Below are 20,872 nucleotides of genomic sequence, written 5' to 3'. Positions count from 1 at the left end.
TACCCCCAACCGGATTTGAACCGGTGTTAACGCCGTGAGAGGGCGTCGTCCTAGGCCGCTAGACGATGGGGGCGGCGCGCCACAACGTGCGCTGTTCTTTTCGCAACAAAGCGTGGAAAAGAATCGTACCCCCAACCGGATTTGAACCGGTGTTAACGCCGTGAGAGGGCGTCGTCCTAGGCCGCTAGACGATGGGGGCCTTCTCGCAAATTCCTTTGCGATGGCTGGGGTACCAGGACTCGAACCTAGACTAAATGAACCAGAATCACTCGTGCTGCCAATTACACCATACCCCATGGCGCAATCCGTTCGGTCAGACCGAAGCGGCGACAAGAGAAAAGAATAGCGAACTGCGCTCTACTTGCCAAATCGCAGGAACGTGGCACTGATCATAGTGCGGCATACATGAAGAACCGCAGGAAGTGAGTCCCCCACCGGAGCCCTTAGGCTCCAGCTCCATCCCACTTCCTGCGGCCGATTATGGTGCTAACGCTCGGCGTCAGCCATCTCAGGTGGTGACCAGTTTAGCCCAGTCGGTTGCGCAATGAATGCAGACGATTGAGTACACTCTCACGACCCAAGATTTCCATGGATTCAAACAGCGGCGGGGACACCTGGCGTCCCGTCACTGCCACGCGAATCGGACCAAAAGCAATACGCGGCTTGATATCCATGCCTTCAACGATGAGCTCGCGCAACGCGTGCTCAAGAGCCTCGGTTGTGAAGGGGCCGTCGTAGTTTTCAATGAAGTGGATCGTCGCGTCCAGAACCTCAGGAGCGTTTTCCTTGAGCTTCGATACGGACTTCTCATCCAGCTCAAGCGCGTCATCCTCCGTGAAGAGGAAGCCCAGCATTCCAGGAGCCTCACCGAGCAACTGAATGCGGGTCTGGATGAGCGGAGAGGCGTGCTGCATGATCTTCTGTTCGTCAGCGGTCAGCTCGTCGAAGGAATCAGCCGACACCAAACCGTCGCGGTGAAGGAAGGGGACGATGCGGCCTCGGAAATCATCCGGCTCAAGCAGGCGGATATGCTCAGCATTGATCGCAATGCACTTCTTGGGGTCGAAACGTGCGGGGTTCGGGTTCACGTCGGAAATATCGAAGGCCGCGGCCATCTCTTCCATCGAGAAGACATCGTTATCGGGGCTGATCGACCATCCCAGCAGTGCGAGGTAGTTGTTCAGGCCCTCGGGGATCATTCCAGCTTCGCGATGCAGGAGCAGGTTCGATTCGGGGTCGCGCTTGGAGAGCTTCTTGTTGCCTTCGCCCATCACGTAGGGCAGGTGGCCGAAGCGAGGCATGAACTTGGCAATACCCAGCTCTTCCAGCGCTCGGTAGAGGACGATCTGACGAGGCGTCGAAGAGAGCAGGTCTTCACCACGCAGAACGTGCGTGATTTCCATGAGCGCGTCATCAACAGGGTTGACCAGCGTGTACAGCGGGTGACCATTGGCGCGGACAATGACGTAGTCCGGAACCGAACCGGGCTTGAAGGTGATCTCGCCGCGAATCAGGTCGGTGAAGGTAATGTCTTCATCGGGCATACGCAGGCGCAGAACCGGCTTGCGTCCCTCGGCGCGGTAGGCGGCAATCTGTTCTTCGGTCAGATCGCGATCAAAGCCGTCGTAGCCAAGCTTGGGATCCTCACCCTTTGCGATGTGGCGAGCTTCGACCTCTTCTGGAGTCGAGTAGGATTCGTAGGCATAGCCGGCTTCGAGGAGCTTTGCGGCAACATCGCGGTAGATGTCCATGCGCTCGCTTTGGCGGTACGGCGGGTGCGGGCCTCCCTTACCGACACCTTCATCCCAATCCAGGCCCAGCCAACGCAGCGAATCAAGAATCTGATCGAAAGATTCTTGGGAATCGCGAGCAGCATCGGTGTCTTCAATACGGAAGACGAAGGTGCCGCCGGTATGGCGCGCGTATGCCCAGTTGAAGAGGCAGGTGCGGACCATTCCCACGTGGGGGGTTCCAGTTGGCGAAGGGCAGAATCGGACGCGAACATCGGCGCCACTTGCGGTAGTCACACTCATAATTTCTAAGTTTAGCTCCCAGAATTTGCCCCCGTGCACATTCTTCCGACCGGCGAGGCTGGTGGCGGGATAGGTGCATCACTTTCCTTTGAGCGCCAAGGCGAATTCCGAATATGAATCTGAAGCCATACAATGGGAGCCAGCTCACATTCCCGGCCTCGTCTGGAGGCCTCCCTCGAACGATCGTGAAAGAAGCTGTCGCATGGAATTTCGTAGCGCTGAAGAGCTATGTCGCATCGGCTCATTGAAGTGGACGGGCATTAAGCCTGCCGATGGCAGCGATGTTTTGGGCGCATGGGTTGCTGAAATGGATTTCGGCACCGCTCCTTGCGTTGAGAAGGTCATGGTTTCCGCGATTCAGGACGGACTTTTGGGCTACAACCCTACGTGGCTCGCCCCCGAAGTTTCCGAGGCGACCGCCGCTTTCCAGAAGAAGCGTTTTGGTTGGGATCTGGATCCGAAAGCGGTGAGGGTCGCTCCTGCGGTTCTTCCAGCCTTGGAGGCGATGATTCAGTACTTGGTTCGCCCAGGATCCCCGGTCATTGTCCCGACTCCCGCTTACATGCCTTTCTTGACGATCCCACCTGCGCTGGGCCACTCCGTCATTGAAGTTCCTTCCCTCCATGGCGATGCCTACCCCGGCGGGTGGACGCTGGATCTTGATGGAATTAAGGCGGGCCTCGAGGCCGGCGCTGGCTTGGTCATCTTGTGCAATCCGTGGAACCCGGTGGGGCGCGTCCTCACCGAGGCGGAAATGCGAGCTTTGCAAGAGCTCGTGTCGCGCTACGACGCGCTGGTCTTTTCTGACGAGATCCACTCCCCCTTGGTTTTGGGTGGTCGCGATTTTGTTTCTTATGCGCGGATGGGCGCAGAGTTTGCTTCCCATACAATTACCGCAACCGCGGCGACGAAGGGCTGGAATATTGCGGGTTTGCCCAATGCGCAGGTCATCATTCCAGATGAGGGACTTCGCGAGCGCTGGGACAGCATCTGTCAAGAGAAACTCCCCCATTCAATGTCGACGATTGGTGCCTTGGGTTCGATCGAGGCCTACACGAACGGCGACGAGTGGCAGCGTGAGATTTTCGAGGTCATCGAAGGCAATATCCGCACCGTTACTGAGGCGCTGGCACCCACCGAGATCGACTTCCGTCCTCCGCAGGCAACGTACCTGACATGGTGGGGATTCGAGGCCTATCCACAGTTTGGGGACTCCCCCGCGAGTGTGTTGCTTGAGCGCGCGCATATTGCGGTTAATGCGGGGATCACGCTGGGCGCGGATTACTCGAAGTGGGCACGAATGAACCTCGCGTGCCCGCCGAAGGTGGCCGAAGAGATGCTTTCGCGGGTTTTGGACGTTCTTTAGTCCTTCACTCCGCAGCCAGCGCAGCCTCGATTCCGGCAACGACCGTTGTGGATGCCTTTCGCGCGGCATCCACAACGTCCTGCGGCTCGGTTTGCACCTGAGCGAAAGACAAGTCTGAGACAACAGACATACCTGCGACACGGACTCCAAGTGCGTGGGCGGTTATTGCCTCAAGAACGGTCGACATCCCAACACAGTCAGCGCCTAATTGCGCTAAGGCTCGGCTTTCTGCACCTGTTTGGTACTCAGGCCCACGAAGGAAGGCGTAGGTTCCCTCTCGACCGCAGTGCTCACGCATCCTCTTGCTCATCTCACGGTCCCAAACCTGTGAGATATCGACGAACAGAGGCCCGTCAAATGGCGAGGAACCGCTGAGATTCATGTGGTCTGCAATAACCATGACATCACCCAGCGACCAGTCGCGCAGGCAGCCATTTGCATTGGTCACAATTGCGCGTTCAATACCCGCGCACGCAGCCGCACGGATCAGTGCGGTGACAGCAAGAGGCCCGTGTCCCTCATACAGATGAGTTCGTCCGGTTGCGACCACAACGGGGCCGCATTCGCGCATGTAGACACGAAGTTCATTGCGGTGCCCATCCGCAACCGGGGTGCTCACACCAGGAAGTGAGCCCAAAGGCTGCGAGGCCGATGGCACTCCCCACCGCTCGTTAAGCGCGTCTGCTAGGCCCGACCCCAAGACGACCAATGCGAAGGGCACTCCCCCGCAAAGGGAACGAATCTGCTCCGCGGCGGCAGTGGCCTCGGGATCGAAAAGAACAGAAGAGAAACGGGGATCAGCTGTCAAAGCACACCTTCCTCAACGTTTAGCCGAGCGTGTGGGAAGGGGTGGCTTCCTGCGCACGAACACGGCGCGCACTGGTCAGCCAATATCCCAAGAATCCCACGAGAAGGGCAAGAAGAATTCCGATGTTGGAACCAGCCCAATCTCCCTCTCGGCCTCCGAGTGGGCCAAGGAGATAGCCCTGCCACGCAAGCCACGTGGCGTTCGCATTGACGACGAAGCCCCAGCCAACGAAGGAACCCACAGCCAGCGTGGCGATAGCTCCCCAGTTAACGGAACCATAGCGTCCCGTTGATGTGAAGAGTGAGGGCTCGTCGTAGTCCTGGTGACGAAGTGCAATATCAGCGAGCATGACGCCACCCCAGGTCGCAATGACAACGCCAAGGGTTGTCAGGAAGGCGGTGAAAGGAGTGAGGAAAGAATCGGCGAAGAAAACAACGACGATCGTTCCGATGGTCATGATGGTGCCGTCGATTGCGGTGGCTACGGGGCGGGTAACCGGGACGCCAGTTGCCAACAACGAGAGCCCAGAAGAATAGATATCCATAACGATTCCACCGACAAGGCCAAGGATTGCAACGATCGCGAAGGGGATGAGGAACCAGGTCGGAAGAATTGTTGTCAGCGCGCCGATCGGGTCGTTGCCGATGGCTTCAGAGAGGGTGTCATAGTTGGACCCAACCAGCAGCACGCCGAAGATCACCAAGATGATGACGGGCAGTGCGGCACCTGCGGTCGTCCAGCCGACGACGCCGGCGGTTGAGGCCTTGCGAGGAAGGTAGCGCGAATAGTCCGCTGCTGCGTTAATCCATCCAAAACCAAAACCAACCATAAGCATGCACATCGCACCTAGGAGCATTGCGAAGGGAGCTGCGGGACGTGCGGAAAGGACCGCGAAGTTGATTGTCGAGGCCGAGAGCAGAAGGTAGACGATCGTAAGGATTGCCGTCGCCCAGGTGATCCACGTTTGGACCTTCATGATCGCTTCAAACCCGAGGATGCCCGCTCCTGCTGCAAGGACAACCACGACGACCAAGGCGATGATCTGCGCAAGCAGGTGGTTGCTGAAACCAAGCGCCCCCATGACGGTCGCAGTTGCCTGAACCGCCATGATGGCCAGGAAGGTCTCCCACCCAACAGTGAGGATCCACGAGATTGCTGCAGAGATACGGTTTCCGTTATATCCGAATGCCGCGCGAGAGAGCACGAGGGTCGGTGCAGAACCTCGCTTACCAGCGATAGCGATCAGTCCGCACAGAAGGAATGAGAGTGCAACGCCAACAACGCTGACAAGAATGGCCTGCGTGAGCGAAAGGCCAAAACCCAGCACCCACGAACCCCAGGAAATACCGAGGACAGAGATATTAGCGGCAAACCAAGGCATGAATAAGGACGATGGTGTGCCTTTTCGTTCGGATTCGGGGATCACATCAAGACCGGCCATCTCGATGTTTAGACCAGACGAAACCTGAGTGGTCTCAGTCATGAACAATGCTCCTCTGCATTCGTGTTACCGCAGTTCATGTGGCTTTCAATCCACACTATGAACTATAGGGAATGCAAGCAGACGAAGGGCAGATGCTCATGAAACTGATTCGAGGGATTGCCCACACCTTCACAAGAAGAGATGCTGCGTCGGCGTGAGAGAAACGCTCACTAAAATCCAACAGGCACCTCCACGCTGAGAAAACTGTCCCTTCAATAAAGAAGCCCTATTCATCCTCCTCAGGCGTCCACTCAAGATCAACCCACTGACTCAGGAGCGGACCCACATCCGGACGCAGGTAGCACTCCAACACCTCAAGCGGCGAATACTCAACCACATAAGAAAGGGCAGCTAGCAAATATTGATCGTGGGTTTGACAGGGATAGTATGCACTGCCGTTCTTCTGAACACCCCAATAGTCATGCCGTAGACGTAGATCACGCCTAGCTAAAATCCACCCTTCTCTTGCGGACACAAAACCATACAAAGACAGTGGCAAATAACCTAGTTTTTTGCGAATGGGGTTCCCATAGTTCTGCACAAGGCAATGCTCCATCACATGCAAACTACTCGACCGAAAAACCGGTGTCCCGATATCGCCGCGCTCATACTNGTAATAGGCGAACAAACCTTCCTTGCAGTGCACTACCTCCGGTTCAGAGACCGTGTCCGTGGGAAAGAACTCCAAATAACCATCCTTTCCCAGATTACCCACCACGTCATATCCCCACACCTCATGCATTACCTGACCAAGACGCTCACTAAAATCCAACAGGCACCTCCACGCTTAGAAAGCTAGAGTCATCAACCAACAAGCTCTACTCTTCCTCAGACTTCCACTCACGATCGATCCACTGAGTCAGGAGCGGTCCCGCATCCGGACGCAAATAACACTCCAGCACATCCAAAGGCGAATACTCAACAACATAAGAAAGAGAAGAAAGAAGATCATCATCCATCGTCCTACACGAATAGAAAACTCCACTCTCAGAACGAATACCTAAATAACCAGGTCGCCTCCCATCCCCAACCGGCACAAGGGACCAACCAACGCGAGGCATTGAGCATTCGTCCAGCGTAAGAAAACTGTAATGTGACCAGATCCGGAAGCGCTTCCCGAAATGCAAGATCAAACAGTGCGCCATCACATGCAAACTACTCGATTCAAAAGAAGCTCCGCCACGTGACGCACGCTCATATTGGTAAAACGAATACACACCGCCCCTATACTCAAGCTCCTCAGTACCAAACGTCACCGTCGAAGGGGAAAAACGCACCAGGCCAGGTTCGCCAAGCTGCCCATGCATTTCCATTCCTAACGTCGCTTGAAGCGCCTGAGAGAAACGCTCACTAAAGTCCAACGGGCACCTCCACGCTGAGAAAACTGTCCCCTCAATAAAGAAGCCCTATTCATCCTCCTCAGGCGTCCACTCAAGATCAACCCACTGACTCAGGAGCGGACCAGCATCCGGGCGCAAATAACACTCCAACACGTCTAGAGGCGAATACTCAACAACATACGACAACGCCGAAAGAAGATCATCATTCCGCGTCTTACATGAGAAAAATACACCTTCACTATTTCGTATACCTAAAAACCCATGCCAAGGCTTTGAATCCACAGCAACAAACGACCATCCCGGACGCATAGACAAATTACGAACAAGACGAAGAGGCTGAAACCCTAACCTTTTACGAAGAGGATTCCCAAAGCACAGAGTTAAACAATGCTCCATCACATGCAAACTACTCGACCGAAAAACCGGTCCCCCGATATCGCCGCGCTCATACTNGTAATAGGCGAACAAACCTTCCTTGCAGTGCACTACCTCCGGTTCAGAGACCGTGTCCGTGGGAAAGAACTCCAAATAACCATCCTTCCCCAGATCACCCACCACGTCACATCCCCAGACCTCATGCATCACCTGGCCAAGACGCTCACTAAAATCCAACAGGCACCTCCACGCCTTTTAAAACACCCCTTTTAATCAAGTCCGAGATTTTTACCGGACTTCCAAGCTCATCAAGAATTCTCAACTGACGTACCCCACCGCACTCGCTTTCCCACGATGCAGCGATCCCGTGCTCAATTTTCCACCCCTCGGGCATATGGCCGGTAAAGACATACTGATAGTAAGGCTGATGCACTGAGGCAGGGGGAAGCCCACGTTCCTCAAAAGAGGCAACACGACCGTCTTTAACAGCGCCAAGGAACTTTCCATCCGGATCTCCAACGCGGTCTACGATCACGCCATGCTCAGACGCATACTCCGCGAACGAAGAGAGTTTCCGTTCGCCTGCATACCCGTCGTTGGGCGGCCAGTCGTGCCCGATCTTCGTCTGTCCCTGCGAATTAACATACGTCGTTTTATGCTCATCGAGCCACGCTGAATAGGTCCGAGGCTTACCGCCGTTTCCGAAACCACAGACGTTGTCTGAATTATGAACAAGATCAACACCCTTAATGCCCTTGATCCGTCCAATATTCGCAATCGACTCGTCTAGACCTGTATTCATGGGCTGGTAAGGCACATCGTCAAGTAAATCCTGACGCGAACGCACAGAATTGGGGTCTTCCTTAATGGGCGACTGCGGTTGCCGACGCTTGGGGTGTTTCGCAGAGTGTCGGGGTTCATGTGGCGCGGGAGCGTGCCCTTTACCAATGCCTGCTTTCAGCCCATTTTTAATCTTCTTCACCATTGAAGCGATGAGATCGCCACCGCTCTTGAACAAGGTAACAAGTTTGCCGGCCGAGGACAGCAAACTATCGATATGCCCCCACAGCTTGGATACCCAAGCAGAAACCTTCACGCTGATCTCAGGTATTAGTTTTGCCAAGGCCAAACCAGCCGTCAGCAGTGCCTGAATAACAGCGCTAATAAACGTACCTACAATCTGAGAGATCGCATCGCGCACCATTGAATACACGACCTCGACCACACCCGCAAGAATCTCCAAGCCCTGCGACAGCACGCGAGCTCCCTGTGCGGCCCCCACAATCAGCGCGTTTACGCCGCCAGCAGACTCAGCAAAAGAATTGGCAGCTTGTCCCCTGGAATACTGCGTAAATGAAGCAACATTAGCATCCATCCGCTTAGCGTTTTCTTCCAAGGCACACGCAACATTGCGCCACGTATTAGCCTTAGCCGATACGTCGTCCTGATTTCCAGCAAGCTTCTGCAACCAGCTGCGCAAAGGATCACAGTGGTCCATGATCATCGCTACGCCCCACGACAGTGCTGTACCTAAGGGATCGAAATACATCGACGCGGTATCGGCAACCAACGACAAGCCCGACAAACCACCGTCAAGCCAGCTCCCCGACTCAACCGCGCCTGCGATACCTGCGATATCCTCCAAGGCGCCGCCGCCCGTGTACCAAGGATGCCCAGACGAATATCCACCTGCCTGATCCGCAGTAGTCGGACTATCCGGAACAACAGTGAGCTTCGGATCTGGATGTTTCCCCGTCGATAATTTGGGAGTTTCAACGTCTTCCACAACGCTCACCGAACACCCCTCCTGGATAAGTCACCGGATCTGCCTGCAGCAGCTCGACGCACACCTTCAGGGCGCAAACAGCCAAAACGGTCAAACCCACCGCGAACAGCTACCTCAAGTTCTGCACTAATTTCACGTCTACTGCCAAAAGCTTGCAGAAACTCCCGCGATTCCACAGACGAGGCCCCATAGGAGTCCGCCGCTCGGTCAGCAATTCCTGCGCCCAGATCCTGCACAGCCCGCTGAAACGCCTCGATGAATGCATCACCCAGCTTCGGAAAACCGTCAACGACGACGCTAATGGGCATTCCCGAAGAGTCGACGCTCACGCGAACGACACCGCCTTTCGACGCTCCCTCACCCCGAACATCCTCAATTTGGTCAAGAAAAGCCTGCGCTTTACTCCCTCGTTCAAGCGCAGCCTCAACTTCCTCGCGCAGCTCAGCCCGAGCCGCCTCAACACGGTCCGAACCAAAGCTCTCGTCCATGCTCCCACGCTACAACCACGCCCCTACAATCTCAAGATTCAAAAGAAGGGCCAGAAAACCTTCACAAGACGAAAAAGCAGCCGGGTGAACTCAACATGTCCACCCGGCTGCCTCGGCCTCGAAAATCGAGAAACTAACTACGGCGAACCCAATTCCGCAAGGCACCGCCATCTTCAGACATATACGCATCCAGCAACGATTGGGAATCAACAGAGGCAACATGCGCAAAGGCAGTGAGTTCTCGGTGGGTGGGGAACATTGTGCGCACGGTCAAAGGCAAGACCTTTCCATCCAACTCAAGCCCTCCAACCCACGGAAAGAACTGCGAATACACGTAAGGATGAGCAACGGGATCAGAATCAACCTGCGGAATGATGATCGGATCCCAACCCAGATAGCTACGGGCGAACTCGCCCACGTGGATAATCGCGCCCTTCGCCGTCCAATCCTCGAAGGGAGAAGCAACGAAAGTCGAGCGATCCTCCCAACGCTCACTGGGACCATACTTGTACAGCAAAGTGCCCTGATCATCGTGTTCGGTCCACAAGTTATGCCAGTAAATACCGCTATCCCACGTCAGTGCAATACCAGTGCCGCGATTCATCCAGAAAGCACCGGAGGATTTAGCGAATTGGATCAGTTGACTGGTAGTACTCATGACAGAGACCGTCCCTTCAAGATACCCAGTTCAACGCACTCGGCGACCGTCAAAAGTTCACCACCGTAGATGAAACGCACTTCCCGCGCGCCACCTTCCATACCGAAGTTCGGTGCGGTAATTCCGGTTGAAATCAACGCATATACGGGAAGCTTCGCAATCGTGTACGCGTAGTAGGGCGAGTGGACATCGGTGATTGCCAGGCAGCGTTGTTCAAAAGAATAAGGCTTGCCATTGGGATCAACCTGCCACACGCGCGAAAGATAGGGGTAGCCGATCATGTCGACCATATCGCCAAACTTAGAGGTGTAGGCCTCCAGGCTGGTGAACTGCTCAATGCTGGAACGCACCAGTGAAGAACTGACTTCTTCACTGTCCATCAGCCAACGCCAAGGACCCTGCGGTTCCTTAGGCTCTGGTGTCGTTGAATCCATGTATTTCACCTTTCCGCAAGCTATTCCCCATCATATGCCACGAAACATGTCATCCTGCGGGCTTCGAAAGCCACTGCGTTAAAAGCGGCGCAGCATCTGGACGCAAGTAACACTCCAACACGTCAAGCGGCGAATACTCAACCACGTGAGAGAGTCCCGCAAGCAAGCGAAAATCGCCCGTTTTACACGGATAGAATTTCCCATCATCTGAGCGAATTCCAAGGTAATCATGTCGAAGCGAAGAACCCGTGCGAACCATTGTCCACCCCGAACGGATTGAAGCAGTGTTTCCCAGTGTCAATTCGGGAAAACCGTATCGACTGCGCAGAGGATTTCCATAGTATTGAAGTACACAGTGGTCGAAAACCTGCCGATTAGTCGTCTGGAACAAGGCAGCACCTCTGGAGGCACGCTCGCAGTAGTAGAAGGAATAAACGCCCTCTTGGTAAGAGGCCTCTTCGTGAGGAGCAGCAAAAACGCCTGCATTGAAGACGACACAGCCGTCAGCGGCAAAGTTTCCGCTCACTTTCATTCCCCAAGCGTCGTCAAGCGCCAGGGCTAAGCGATCGAGAAAGCTGCCACCGAGCTCTGCCTTCATTACTGAGGCTCACTTATCTCTTCTGGAGCCATTCGCTGAGCAGCGGCGCAGCGTCCGGACGCAAATAGCACTCCAACACCTCGAGAGGCGAATACTCAACCACGTGAGAGAGCCCCGCGAGCAACCAACGGTTTGCCCACGCACAGGGATAGAAGACACCGCGATCTGAACGAATCCCAGCGAACCCCGGATTATCTGCCGATGCCGATCGAACCATCGTCCATCCCGAACGGATTGGAGCGGTGTTGTACAACGCTAGCTTCTCGAAGCCCTGTGCAACTCGAAGTGCATTGCCCACGCGCAAAGTCAGGCAGTGTTGGATCACGCTAACATCGTCAGATTGAAACTCGGGACCAATACGTGAACCGCGCTCGTGCGTGTAAAAGGAGTACGTATTGTCGTCGAAATACACGCCAAATGGTTCTGCTGCAGCGGAAGACGGGTAGACCACCAGGGAATCGCCTGGTTCTAGACTTCCCCTAACCTGATCCCCCCAGGCGGCACTCACCGCTTGAGCGAAACGCTCAACGAAGTCCAACAGGAACCTCCACACCCTGCAAAATACCCAAATCGAGAAGGTCCGCAACGCTCTTGGAATTACCTTTTGCATCGAGGATACGAAGCTGACGCGCACCGCCTGCCTCGCTTTGCCACGGCGCCGCAGTACCGTGTTCAATCTTCCAACCTTCAGGCATGTTGGAAGGGTTGATTTGGTACTGGTAGTAGGGCTCATGGACGGATCCAGGCGCCAAAGCACGTTCCTCAAAGGTTGAGACATGGCCGTTTTCGACAGCCCCCAAATAACCGCCGCGAGGGTTACCAATGCGGTCCACAATGAGGCCGTGTTCAGCTGCATATCCTTCAGCAGTTGAATACTCTCGCACCCCATCCTTATAGCCATCGTGATCGGGCCACTTAGTAGCTTCTGTCGCTACCCCATCCTCATCAACGTAGAAAATACGATTGTCCCGATTCCAGCCCTCATAGTTGCGCGGAGTGCCATCGGGTGCATAACCACAGACATCATCGGGTTTCCTGACAAAATCAGCACCGGAGAGGCCCTCAATGCGTCCCTCCTGCATAACTGCGTCAGGAAGGCCGGGATCGCGGGTATCCTTCGGAGCGTCCCTCAGCAAATCCTCACGTGTACGCACCGAGGAAGGGTCAACCTCGACGGGCGAGCTGTAGTGTTCTCGAGGCGTCTCAGGGGTATGAGGCACGTGGGGTTCACCGGACTTCAGGCCAGCAATCCCTTCTTTGATCTTCGATATGATCGAGGACACTGCTTCACGCCCGTGAGTGAACAAGTCTTTAAGCTTGCCCGCTGTAGCAATCAAATCCTTGACCGACTTCGCAAGTTTCGTCGCCCAGTTCTTCACGTGCATGACGATTTCAGGAATGAGCTTCGCCAAGGCAAGCCCGGCACTCAGGAATGCCTGAACAACCGCGCTGATGAAGGTTCCAACAATCTGCGCGATCGCGTCTCGCACCATCGAGTACACGATTTCAACGACAGATGAGAGGACTTTCATACCCTCAGCAAGGGCGTGCGCACCCTTTGACGCACCCGCAATCAGGACGCCGATTCCACCAGCTCGTTTCGCGAAGGATTCGGCTGCCTGGCCTCGTGAATACTGAGTGAAAGAGGTGACGTTTGTCTTCAGGCGCGTCGCGTTTTCTTCCAGAGCACAGGCCACGCTGCGCCACGAGTTTGCCTTTTGAAGGACATCGTCTTTATTTCCGGCGAGCTTTTGAAGCCACCCGCGAAGGGGCTGGCAGTGATCCATGATGATCGCTGCTCCCCACGACAAGGCGGTTCCCAGAGGATCGATGAAGGCCGATGCAGTGTCAGCAATCAGCGATGCAGTGCTCAAACCGCCCTGGACCCAGTTTCCTGAGCTAACTGCAGAAGAAATCCCTGCGATATCTTCAAGCGCGCCGCCTCCGGTGTACCAGGGATCTTCTTCTCCCTGTGCCGAGGCCGACGCCCCAGCTTGCCCGCCTGCGGGCTTTGTTGCGGTGGACCCTGGAGTGTGAGGAGCAGCCATCAGCGAGCACCTCCGTTAGCCATCTCTCCGGTAGTTTGAACAGCGGAAATGTTGCCAGATTCCGTCTCTTGGAAGTTCGCATTGACCTTCTTCAATGCGGATGAGAGATCAGAGCAACCTTCCCCGGCTAGAGAGATTGCAGTTCCCATGATGTCCAGGAAGAGTTCGGCGATTGGGGTCACCAAGGGGGAAATCATCAGGCCAAAAGCATTAGAGCCGACACGCCCACCGCGGGCTTTACTGGCCAAAGACTTCACTTCCCCCGCCTGAGATGCGATGCGTCCTGCAAGAAGTGCAGCGTCACCTGGCTGCCAGGCTACTTCATTCATCTTTTCTCCTTAAATGACCTTCACTTGTCTCCGCCGTGGCGAAGTGCTCCTGCATCTAGACGACCGAAATGATCGAATGCGGCATGAGCTCCAGCGTTTTCATCAGCGTGCTCTCGATGCGAACCATAGGTTTTTACGAGCACTTGAGCTTCAATAGAGGAATCTCCATAAGCATCGACAGCAGCATCTGCTACGCGAGCACCGACATCTTGACGAGCATGTTTAAACGCCTCAAGGAAGGCGTGGCCAAGAGCCGGATGGTCAGGAACCTGAACCTCAATGGGAGTGCCCGAGGAATCAACGACGACGCGGACCGCGTGATCTTTTGATTCACCTTCGCCGCGGATATCCCTCATGCGTTCAACGAATTCGAAGGCGCCTGCTGCAGCTTTATTAGACTCATCGACTTGTGCGTCGATTGCTGCTAGCAGTTCATCAACACCGCCAAAGGCACCCTCGTCTGTACTACTGCTGTGGTGTTTACCAAATCCACCTAAGCCTGACGTATCTGCCATGTTTTTACGCTACATCCGCCGTCCCCCGGGGCGCAAAATCCATGGAGAAAAAGGGTCACTATGCGATCTGTAATAAGGTTCACATCGCCAGGTTTGTCAGCGATCCAATGCCCTCGATCTCAACTTCAACGCGTTCACCGGAATTCAGGCGACCTCCGGCAGGAGTGCCCGTTAGGATCACGTCACCGGGCAGTAGAGTGAAAATTCCCGACACATAGGACACGATCTGAGCGATTGAATATCCCATTTGCGAGGTGCTTCCACTCCCCCGCTCTTCCCCGTTAATGCGCAGCGTGATCTGGGCATTATCAGGGTCGAAAGAAGAACCGACCGTGATCCATGGACCAAGCGGGCACGCGGTATCCCAGCTCTTAGCGCGACCAAGCGCACCGCCGTCCTCGCGTGCAGCATCCGCTGCGGTCAGGTCGTTCGCACAGGTATAGCCCAGCACCACCGAGGGCGCATCCTCAACGCTCACGTCCTTGGCCAAGGTTTTAATGACCACCGCAAGCTCGGCCTCGTAAAAGACTTCTTGTCCCCAGGAAGGAAAGACGATCGGGTCATCCGGACCGATCACCGTAGTGTTCGGCTTCAAGAAAACGCTGGGACGCGCAGGGGGATCGCTCGGAGCTGCACCTGGAGCAGGGTAGTTCCCGCCCAGGCCAATAACCTTGGAACGAGGAATGACAGGCGAGAGAAGCCGTACTTCGTCCAGCTCGAAAATCTGGCCCGAGGGTTCGACGGGCGAAAAGAGCGGGTCACCCTTCAAGCCAACGATTCGAGTCGATTCATCCTCTAAAGCTCCGTAGTAAATCGAGCTTCCTTGAGAAAAACGAGCGATACGCATGACGACCTCCTTTGTGTCGCAAGTAGCCTATCGCGAAGTAGGCTCCCCATCCCACACATCGCCGGGAAGGTCGCCAGGAAGGAGCGGATTATCCTTCGCAACGAACACCGGATCAGCAATGCCACTCTTGCGCTGGGACTCATAATCGCGGAGCGCACCCAAACCCCAGGGGGCAAGGACAATCAAGGCAACCAGGTTCGTCACGGTCATGATGGCCATTGCGATATCAACCGCGTTCCAGACCAGATCAAGGGTGGTCAGCGCACCGATGACGACCGAGGCCACGGAAATGATGCGTACCGCCCAGGTTGCAGCCTTGGACTTGACAACGAAAGACAGGTTGATCTCGGAGTAGACGTAAGCCGCAATGACGGAGGAGTAGGCAAGAACGAAGATCAGGATCGACATGGGCATGATGGTCCACTGTCCCAGTTGATCGGCAACCGCAAGGGTTGTCAGGTTCGCCGGATTTGCCTCGGGGTTGGACCAAACCTTCTCGCCGGCAATCAAGATGACGAAAGCAGTTGCAGTACACACGATGATCGTGTCAACGAAAACGCCCAGAGACTGGATGAGACCTTGACGAACGGGGTGCGATACGGTCGCGGTTGCCGCAGCGTTGGGCGCGGTACCCTGACCGGCCTCGTTCGAGAAGAGACCACGCTTCGTACCGTTGATGACCGCGGCGAGGATTCCACCACCCAAGCCCGCAAGGGTCGGTTGCGGAGCGAAAGCCGCGGCGAAGATCTGACCGATGACAGCGCCGAACTTAGGCAGGTTCATTACGCAGATCACCGCAACCATGATGACGTAGACGGTGGCCATGATCGGCGCCATCCACTCGGTCACGCGAGCGACGGTCTTAATTCCGCCGAAGATCACCATTGCGGAGAACACAAAGAGAAGCGCAGCGATGACCAGGTGTGCGCTGGACAGGCCTCCCAATCCCGCGATCGGTTCACGGGCCGAGGGGCTCAAAGCGGAGAGGAGGGTCGAAGCAATGGCGTTGGATTGCACAGAAGTGATGACGAATGCGCAGGTCACAACGGTGATGATGGCGAAAATGCTGGCCAGAATCTTATTCTTCATACCGCGGGCAATGTAGTACGCGGGACCGCCGCGGAAGGTTCCGTCAGCGGAGCGAACCTTAAAGACCTGGGCGAGCGTGGCCTCGAAGAAGGCGGTCGCCATGCCGACGATGGCAACGACCCACATCCAGAAGATTGCACCCGGGCCACCCACGAGAAGAGCAACGGCCACGCCGAAAACGTTACCGACACCCACGCGCGCAGCCAGCGAGATCGTGAAGGCTTGGAAGGACGAAATTCCACCCTTTGCGCCACCTCGGGAGCCAGAGATCGATCGGATCATCTCGGGGAATTGGCGAATTTGCATGAATCGCGAGCGCAGAGTCAAGTACAGACCGGTTCCGATGAGGACCCACACTGTGATGTGCAGGGTAATCCAGTCAGCAATGTTTTGGATGGACTGTGCGAGGTTCGCCATTCGTTTCTCCAATACGTACGAGGCCGTGGTGCGCGGGCGCGCCAGTGCGCGGTGGCCGAGCGGGTGGTGTGTGCCCAGCAGTTTACAGGTCTTTACGCATTTTCTTTGAACGCGGCCGAAAACTGGACGCAAATGAGGGGACGTCTGGGAAGATAGAAACATGAGCGCGCCACTAAATGAACTCCTCGATGATCTGGAAGATCGCGGTGTATTGACCGACGACGATGCCCTGTATGAGGCATTTTCATCGTGGGCTTCATCAACGGGGCGTCCGCTCTACCGTCACCAAGATGAGTCTCTCATTGAGATTTTGTCGGGAAACCACGTTATTGCGGCAACGCCCACGGGCTCTGGCAAGTCAATGATTGCTTTGGCTGCACATTTTGTGTCGATGGCTCATGGTGGACGCTCGTATTACACGGCGCCCCTGAAGGCGCTGGTGTCAGAGAAGTTCTTTGATTTAGTGGCGCTTTTTGGCGCTGAAAACGTCGGGATGGTGACGGGCGACGTGTCTTTGAACGCGGACGCTCCGATTATTTGCTGTACTGCGGAAATCCTGGCAAATCAGTCCTTGCGCGAGGGATCGACTTTAGACGCAGACATGATCGTCATGGACGAGTTCCATTTCTACGCCGATCCCCAACGAGGCTGGGCTTGGCAGGTTCCACTCCTTGAGCTCACGCGTCCTCAGTTCATTGCAATGAGCGCGACGCTTGGTGATACGACTGTTTTTCGCAAGCAATGGACGGATCGCACGGGACGGCCGACGGTGGAAATTACCGATGCGCAGCGTCCTGTTCCCTTGGAATACGACTATGTTGTTGACACCCTTCAGGACACGGTCGAGCGTCTGCTTTCAGAGGGACGTCACCCGATCTACATCGTTCATTTTTCCCAAAAAGATGCAGTTGATACGGCCTCTGCTCTGAGTGATCGCAAGCTCATTTCTCCTGAAATTCGTTCGCAGATTTCGCGTGAGATTTCCTCTGTGTCCTTTACAAAGGGTTTTGGGCAGACTCTGCGTGGCCTTCTTACTCACGGGATTGGGGTTCACCACGCGGGAATGCTGCCTAGGTATCGCCGACTTGTCGAGCGCTTGACCCAGCAGGGTTTGCTCCCGGTTATCTGCGGAACTGACACTCTTGGAGTCGGTATCAATGTCCCTATTCGCACAGTTTTGCTCACTTCCTTGGTGAAGTTTGATGGAAGCAAGATGCGGCACCTGCGTTCGCGTGAATTCCACCAGATTGCAGGACGCGCGGGGCGTGCGGGTTTTGACACCGTTGGTTTTGTCCGAGTTCTGGCCCCCGAGCACGAAGTGGAAACGGCCCGCGAGCGCGCCCGTTTAACGGCTGCTCAGGAGGCCGCTCGCGATGAACGCGAGGCGAAGAAGGCAAAGAAGAAGGCGTCCAAGAAGCGCAGTGGCCCGAAGGAAGGCCAGATCACTTGGTCGCGTTCGACTTTTGAGCGCCTGCGCGATGCTGCCCCTGAAGCATTGCAGTCTCACTTCGAGATGACTCACGCGACGGTTCTGAACGTGTTGGGCGGAGCAGCCGATGCTGGGCGAGATCCTGCAGAGCATCTCGTCGATTTGGCATTGCACAACGATGACCCGCCGCTCCCTGCGAACCCTCATATTCGTCATCTTGCAGACATTTATACTTCTCTTCTCCAAGCCGGGGTTGTCGAGCATCTCTCCAGTGCCCGGGCTCAGGAGTTGGGTGTCTCTAGGTTGCAGTTGGTTGCGGATTTGCCGGATGATTTTGCGCTCAATCAGCCGCTTTCTCCCTTCGCTTTGGCTGCTTTCGAGCTTCTTGATCCGGATTCGCCGACCTTTGCCCTTGACGTGATTTCCATTGTCGAGGCCGTGCTTGAGGATCCCCGGCCCCTGCTGTATGCGCAAGAAAACCAGGCGAAAGCTGCGGCCGTTGCGTCCATGAAGGCACAGGGGATGGAGTATGACGAGCGCATGGCTGCCCTAGAAGAGATCTCGTGGCCTAAGCCTTTGGAAGAGCTCCTCTCCCCCGCTTTCAGTGTCTATGCGCGTTCAAACCCGTGGGTTGGAGATCTTGAACTCTCTCCCAAGTCGGTCATCCGCGAAATGATTGAAAACGCCATGACCTTTACCGAGCTCATCTCCCGTTACGACGTGGGACGCTCAGAGGGCGTCATTTTGCGCTATCTCAGTGATGCCTATCGAATGATGCGTCAAGTGATCCCGGAAGAAATCATGACTGAGGAACTTGAAGCCATGATTTCGTGGTTGGCTGATCTGATCCGCAGCGTTGATTCTTCTCTTCTGGACGAGTGGGAAGCAATGATGAACGGGGAGGAATTGACCGAGGCCGAAGAGGTTTCTTCTACCGTTGGAGCTGAGCGCGCATTTGGAGCCGATGAGTCCGGAGTTATTGCTTTCACGGCAAATCGTCATGCTTTCCGCAATGCCGTACGTCGGGCGCTCTTTAATTTTGTTGAGTTGATGAGTCGTGATGATGTCGATGGGCTTGAGCGAGCAAGCGCGCAGGCCGCAGATAGTGATGGGCTCTTTGCTGAGGCTGCGCCGTGGACCGGCGATGATTGGGATCATGCCTTGGAACGCTACTGGGCAGAACATGACTGGATCGATATCAATCAGGGCGCGCGTTCCCAAGCGCTTTGTGCCTTGGAAGAACAGATCAGCGGCGAAGACATCTTGGCCTTGATGTCCTTCTCCGCCAGGGATAACGCCATTCAGCGCAGTCGTTTCGAGGCCCTTGCGCGGGCTGTCGATGAGGCTCCCGCCGGTTCGGTCTGGTTGGCGACTCAGACCATCACGGATCCGGAAGGCAATATGGACTGGCGTATTGCCGCCCTCGTGGACTTGGCTGCCTCTGACAAGGAAAAGCTGGCGGTTCTGACCGTGCTCACGGTCGACGCGCGGTAGGGGTTCCCTCACCCGGCAAGGTGTCGCCCTCGTGAAGTAAATAAATACTTTCCACGCGACCATCCCCAAGGAATTCGAGGATCTCATCCGATAGTTCTTTCTCGCCTTCCCATAGACGAAGAGAAAGCACCAGGTTGATCAGCAAACCGTGAGAAAGAAAGAGCCGGGCCTGGGCTGAATCCATTCCGCCTTCATCCCGAAGCAGACGGTACACGCGAGCAAAACTCTCGCGGGCGAGCTGGCCAAAACGCGGGTCGGATCCCATCATGAAGAGACGTACGATCATCATGAATGTGTCGCGGTCCCTCACGATCTCCGCGTACATATCCCCTAGCGCTTGTCGGCGTTCAAATTCGCTTGCATCCGGCGACACCGGGGCTTCGACGAAGCGTTGGCACAGCTGTTCAACCACATGTGTAGCAGCCTCTTCAAAGAGCGTCTCCTTAGATCTGAAGAAACGCACGACGTATGCCTGACTGACACTTGCCTCACGCGCGATCGAGTCGGTCGTGGCCGCAGCGTAGCCGACCCGAGCGAACACGCGCACTGCAGCTTCTAGCATGAGCGCCTTGCGCTCATTCGCAGGCATACGCGTCGCAACCATGTCTCATCCTCTCAGTGCCACTGTTACATACAGTCTATCCGCGAGCGTAAGCACGAACCTTTTCGACGAATGCAGCGCGGTATGAAGGAGTATCCACGTCCTGCTCGATCCGGCCGAGCATTAGAGTTTTAGTGAGTCGAATCCCAACGAATCCCAGAATCATCTGCTTCCACCGCGAAATCGGACCTCCGAAGAGCCGGTAAATGAACGATGGCGCACGTGACGTGACGATTAGCGCTGCGGTCTTACCTTCCAGCAGTCCCTGGCTCTTAGCACCGATGTAACGGTACGCAAATCCGGGAGTGAGAGTGCGATCAAGGAAACCTTTAAGAATTGCGGGCTCAGCTGACCACCAGATCGGGAAACTGAACACGAGATGATCCGCCCAAGCGATGTCCTCTTGGTATCGCATAGGTGCGTTTTCATCTTCCATGTGCTGGCGATATCCGTAGCGCAGAACAGGATCAAAATCCTCCGTCGCCAGATCGATCATACGCACGTCATGCCCAGCAACGCGCGCCTCATCGGCGTATGCGGAAGCAAGTTGATGAGAGTAGCTCTCAGCGTCTGGACTGCCCTGAATAACGAGAATCTTCATCATTTTCCTCTTGTTGTAATCGGTTGATTACTACCATAGTGGTGGGCCTGTTCCGATGCAACATTAGGGGGTATAGACGGATTAAACGAGTATCTATGACGATACGCTCAGTGAGCACACAACAGCATTCTGC

Annotated in this window: 19 protein-coding genes and 3 tRNA genes; 2 read left to right on the top strand and 20 right to left on the bottom strand. The window is 55.5% G+C overall.

The window, feature by feature from the left end; translation table 11 throughout:
- The 4 genes from HMPREF1627_RS07640 to gltX form a co-directional block, all read right to left on the bottom strand.
- Nucleotides 1–73: transfer RNA gene (locus HMPREF1627_RS07640), tRNA-Glu, on the bottom strand.
- 53 nt (nt 74–126) lie between these two features.
- Nucleotides 127–199 (bottom strand) — tRNA-Glu (locus HMPREF1627_RS07635).
- Nucleotides 200–221: 22 nt separating this feature from the next.
- Nucleotides 222–296 (bottom strand) — tRNA-Gln (locus HMPREF1627_RS07630).
- A 228-nt stretch (nt 297–524) separates the two neighbouring features.
- Nucleotides 525–2,033: a glutamate--tRNA ligase gene (gene gltX, locus HMPREF1627_RS07625; RefSeq protein ID WP_034502657.1), complete on the bottom strand. Its 1,509-nt coding sequence runs from the start codon at nt 2,031–2,033 to the stop codon at nt 525–527.
- A 202-nt stretch (nt 2,034–2,235) separates the two neighbouring features.
- Here gltX and HMPREF1627_RS07620 point away from each other — a divergent pair, with 202 nt between their 5' ends.
- A complete protein-coding gene (locus tag HMPREF1627_RS07620) occupies nt 2,236–3,399 on the top strand; it encodes a MalY/PatB family protein (RefSeq protein WP_034502655.1) in 1,164 nt (387 codons plus the stop codon).
- A 4-nt stretch (nt 3,400–3,403) separates the two neighbouring features.
- Here the strand turns inward: HMPREF1627_RS07620 and HMPREF1627_RS07615 are convergent, their stop codons facing one another.
- The 14 genes from HMPREF1627_RS07615 to HMPREF1627_RS07540 all read right to left on the bottom strand — a co-directional run bounded on the left by HMPREF1627_RS07615 (nt 3,404) and on the right by HMPREF1627_RS07540 (nt 16,614).
- Nucleotides 3,404–4,207, bottom strand: coding sequence for a purine-nucleoside phosphorylase (locus HMPREF1627_RS07615; protein WP_034502652.1), 804 nt, complete (start codon nt 4,205–4,207; stop codon nt 3,404–3,406).
- A gap of 19 nt (nt 4,208–4,226) precedes the next feature.
- On the bottom strand, nt 4,227–5,690 hold the full coding sequence (locus HMPREF1627_RS07610; protein WP_034502650.1) for a purine-cytosine permease family protein: 1,464 nt from the start codon (nt 5,688–5,690) through the stop codon (nt 4,227–4,229).
- A gap of 818 nt (nt 5,691–6,508) precedes the next feature.
- Nucleotides 6,509–6,649, bottom strand: a complete 141-nt coding sequence (locus HMPREF1627_RS10520) for a hypothetical protein (RefSeq protein WP_158705817.1) — start codon at nt 6,647–6,649, stop codon at nt 6,509–6,511.
- A gap of 982 nt (nt 6,650–7,631) precedes the next feature.
- Nucleotides 7,632–9,200, bottom strand: coding sequence for a TNT domain-containing protein (locus HMPREF1627_RS07590; RefSeq protein WP_034502642.1), 1,569 nt, complete (start codon nt 9,198–9,200; stop codon nt 7,632–7,634).
- Complete coding sequence (locus HMPREF1627_RS07585; RefSeq protein ID WP_034502640.1) at nt 9,197–9,679, bottom strand: hypothetical protein; 483 nt, start codon at nt 9,677–9,679, stop codon at nt 9,197–9,199. The genes HMPREF1627_RS07590 and HMPREF1627_RS07585 overlap by 4 nt, the downstream gene beginning before the upstream one ends.
- A 133-nt stretch (nt 9,680–9,812) precedes the next feature.
- Nucleotides 9,813–10,337, bottom strand: coding sequence for a hypothetical protein (locus HMPREF1627_RS07580; RefSeq protein WP_034502638.1), 525 nt, complete (start codon nt 10,335–10,337; stop codon nt 9,813–9,815).
- Nucleotides 10,334–10,771: a glycohydrolase toxin TNT-related protein gene (locus tag HMPREF1627_RS07575; RefSeq protein ID WP_034502634.1), complete on the bottom strand. Its 438-nt coding sequence runs from the start codon at nt 10,769–10,771 to the stop codon at nt 10,334–10,336. Before HMPREF1627_RS07575 ends, HMPREF1627_RS07580 begins: the two co-directional genes overlap by 4 nt.
- Before the next feature lie 49 nt (nt 10,772–10,820).
- On the bottom strand, nt 10,821–11,369 hold the full coding sequence (locus HMPREF1627_RS07570) for a hypothetical protein (RefSeq protein ID WP_034502631.1): 549 nt from the start codon (nt 11,367–11,369) through the stop codon (nt 10,821–10,823).
- 13 nt (nt 11,370–11,382) lie between these two features.
- Nucleotides 11,383–11,907 carry a hypothetical protein gene (locus HMPREF1627_RS07565; protein WP_034502627.1) on the bottom strand — a complete coding sequence of 175 codons (525 nt, stop codon included), beginning with the start codon at nt 11,905–11,907 and terminating at the stop codon, nt 11,383–11,385.
- Entirely contained in the window at nt 11,894–13,417 is a 1,524-nt protein-coding gene (locus HMPREF1627_RS10030) for a TNT domain-containing protein (RefSeq protein ID WP_052040888.1), read from the bottom strand. Before HMPREF1627_RS10030 ends, HMPREF1627_RS07565 begins: the two co-directional genes overlap by 14 nt.
- Nucleotides 13,417–13,746 carry a hypothetical protein gene (locus HMPREF1627_RS07555; protein ID WP_034502623.1) on the bottom strand — a complete coding sequence of 110 codons (330 nt, stop codon included), beginning with the start codon at nt 13,744–13,746 and terminating at the stop codon, nt 13,417–13,419. The genes HMPREF1627_RS10030 and HMPREF1627_RS07555 overlap by 1 nt, the downstream gene beginning before the upstream one ends.
- A 20-nt stretch (nt 13,747–13,766) precedes the next feature.
- On the bottom strand, nt 13,767–14,261 hold the full coding sequence (locus tag HMPREF1627_RS10025) for a hypothetical protein (RefSeq protein ID WP_052040887.1): 495 nt from the start codon (nt 14,259–14,261) through the stop codon (nt 13,767–13,769).
- Between the two features lie 79 nt (nt 14,262–14,340).
- Nucleotides 14,341–15,108: a fumarylacetoacetate hydrolase family protein gene (locus tag HMPREF1627_RS07545; protein WP_034502621.1), complete on the bottom strand. Its 768-nt coding sequence runs from the start codon at nt 15,106–15,108 to the stop codon at nt 14,341–14,343.
- Between the two features lie 27 nt (nt 15,109–15,135).
- A complete protein-coding gene (locus HMPREF1627_RS07540; protein WP_034502619.1) occupies nt 15,136–16,614 on the bottom strand; it encodes an alanine/glycine:cation symporter family protein in 1,479 nt (492 codons plus the stop codon).
- 160 nt (nt 16,615–16,774) lie between these two features.
- On the opposite strand from HMPREF1627_RS07540, the gene HMPREF1627_RS07535 reads away from it, so the two are divergent.
- Entirely contained in the window at nt 16,775–19,537 is a 2,763-nt protein-coding gene (locus tag HMPREF1627_RS07535) for a DEAD/DEAH box helicase (RefSeq protein WP_034502618.1), read from the top strand.
- Here the strand turns inward: HMPREF1627_RS07535 and HMPREF1627_RS07530 are convergent.
- Both HMPREF1627_RS07530 and HMPREF1627_RS07525 read right to left on the bottom strand, forming a co-directional pair.
- Entirely contained in the window at nt 19,518–20,141 is a 624-nt protein-coding gene (locus HMPREF1627_RS07530; protein ID WP_034502617.1) for a TetR/AcrR family transcriptional regulator, read from the bottom strand. The two genes, HMPREF1627_RS07535 and HMPREF1627_RS07530, sit on opposite strands and share 20 nt — an antisense overlap.
- A gap of 34 nt (nt 20,142–20,175) precedes the next feature.
- Nucleotides 20,176–20,739 carry an NAD(P)H-dependent oxidoreductase gene (locus tag HMPREF1627_RS07525; protein ID WP_034502614.1) on the bottom strand — a complete coding sequence of 188 codons (564 nt, stop codon included), beginning with the start codon at nt 20,737–20,739 and terminating at the stop codon, nt 20,176–20,178.
- Between the last annotated feature and the right edge of the window lie 133 nt (nt 20,740–20,872).

This window comes from Actinomyces sp. S6-Spd3 (assembly GCF_000758755.1).
Taxonomy (GTDB): Bacteria; Actinomycetota; Actinomycetes; order Actinomycetales; family Actinomycetaceae; genus Pauljensenia.
Note: the sequence above shows the minus strand (reverse complement) of the source record. Positions and strands in the feature narration are given on the sequence as shown.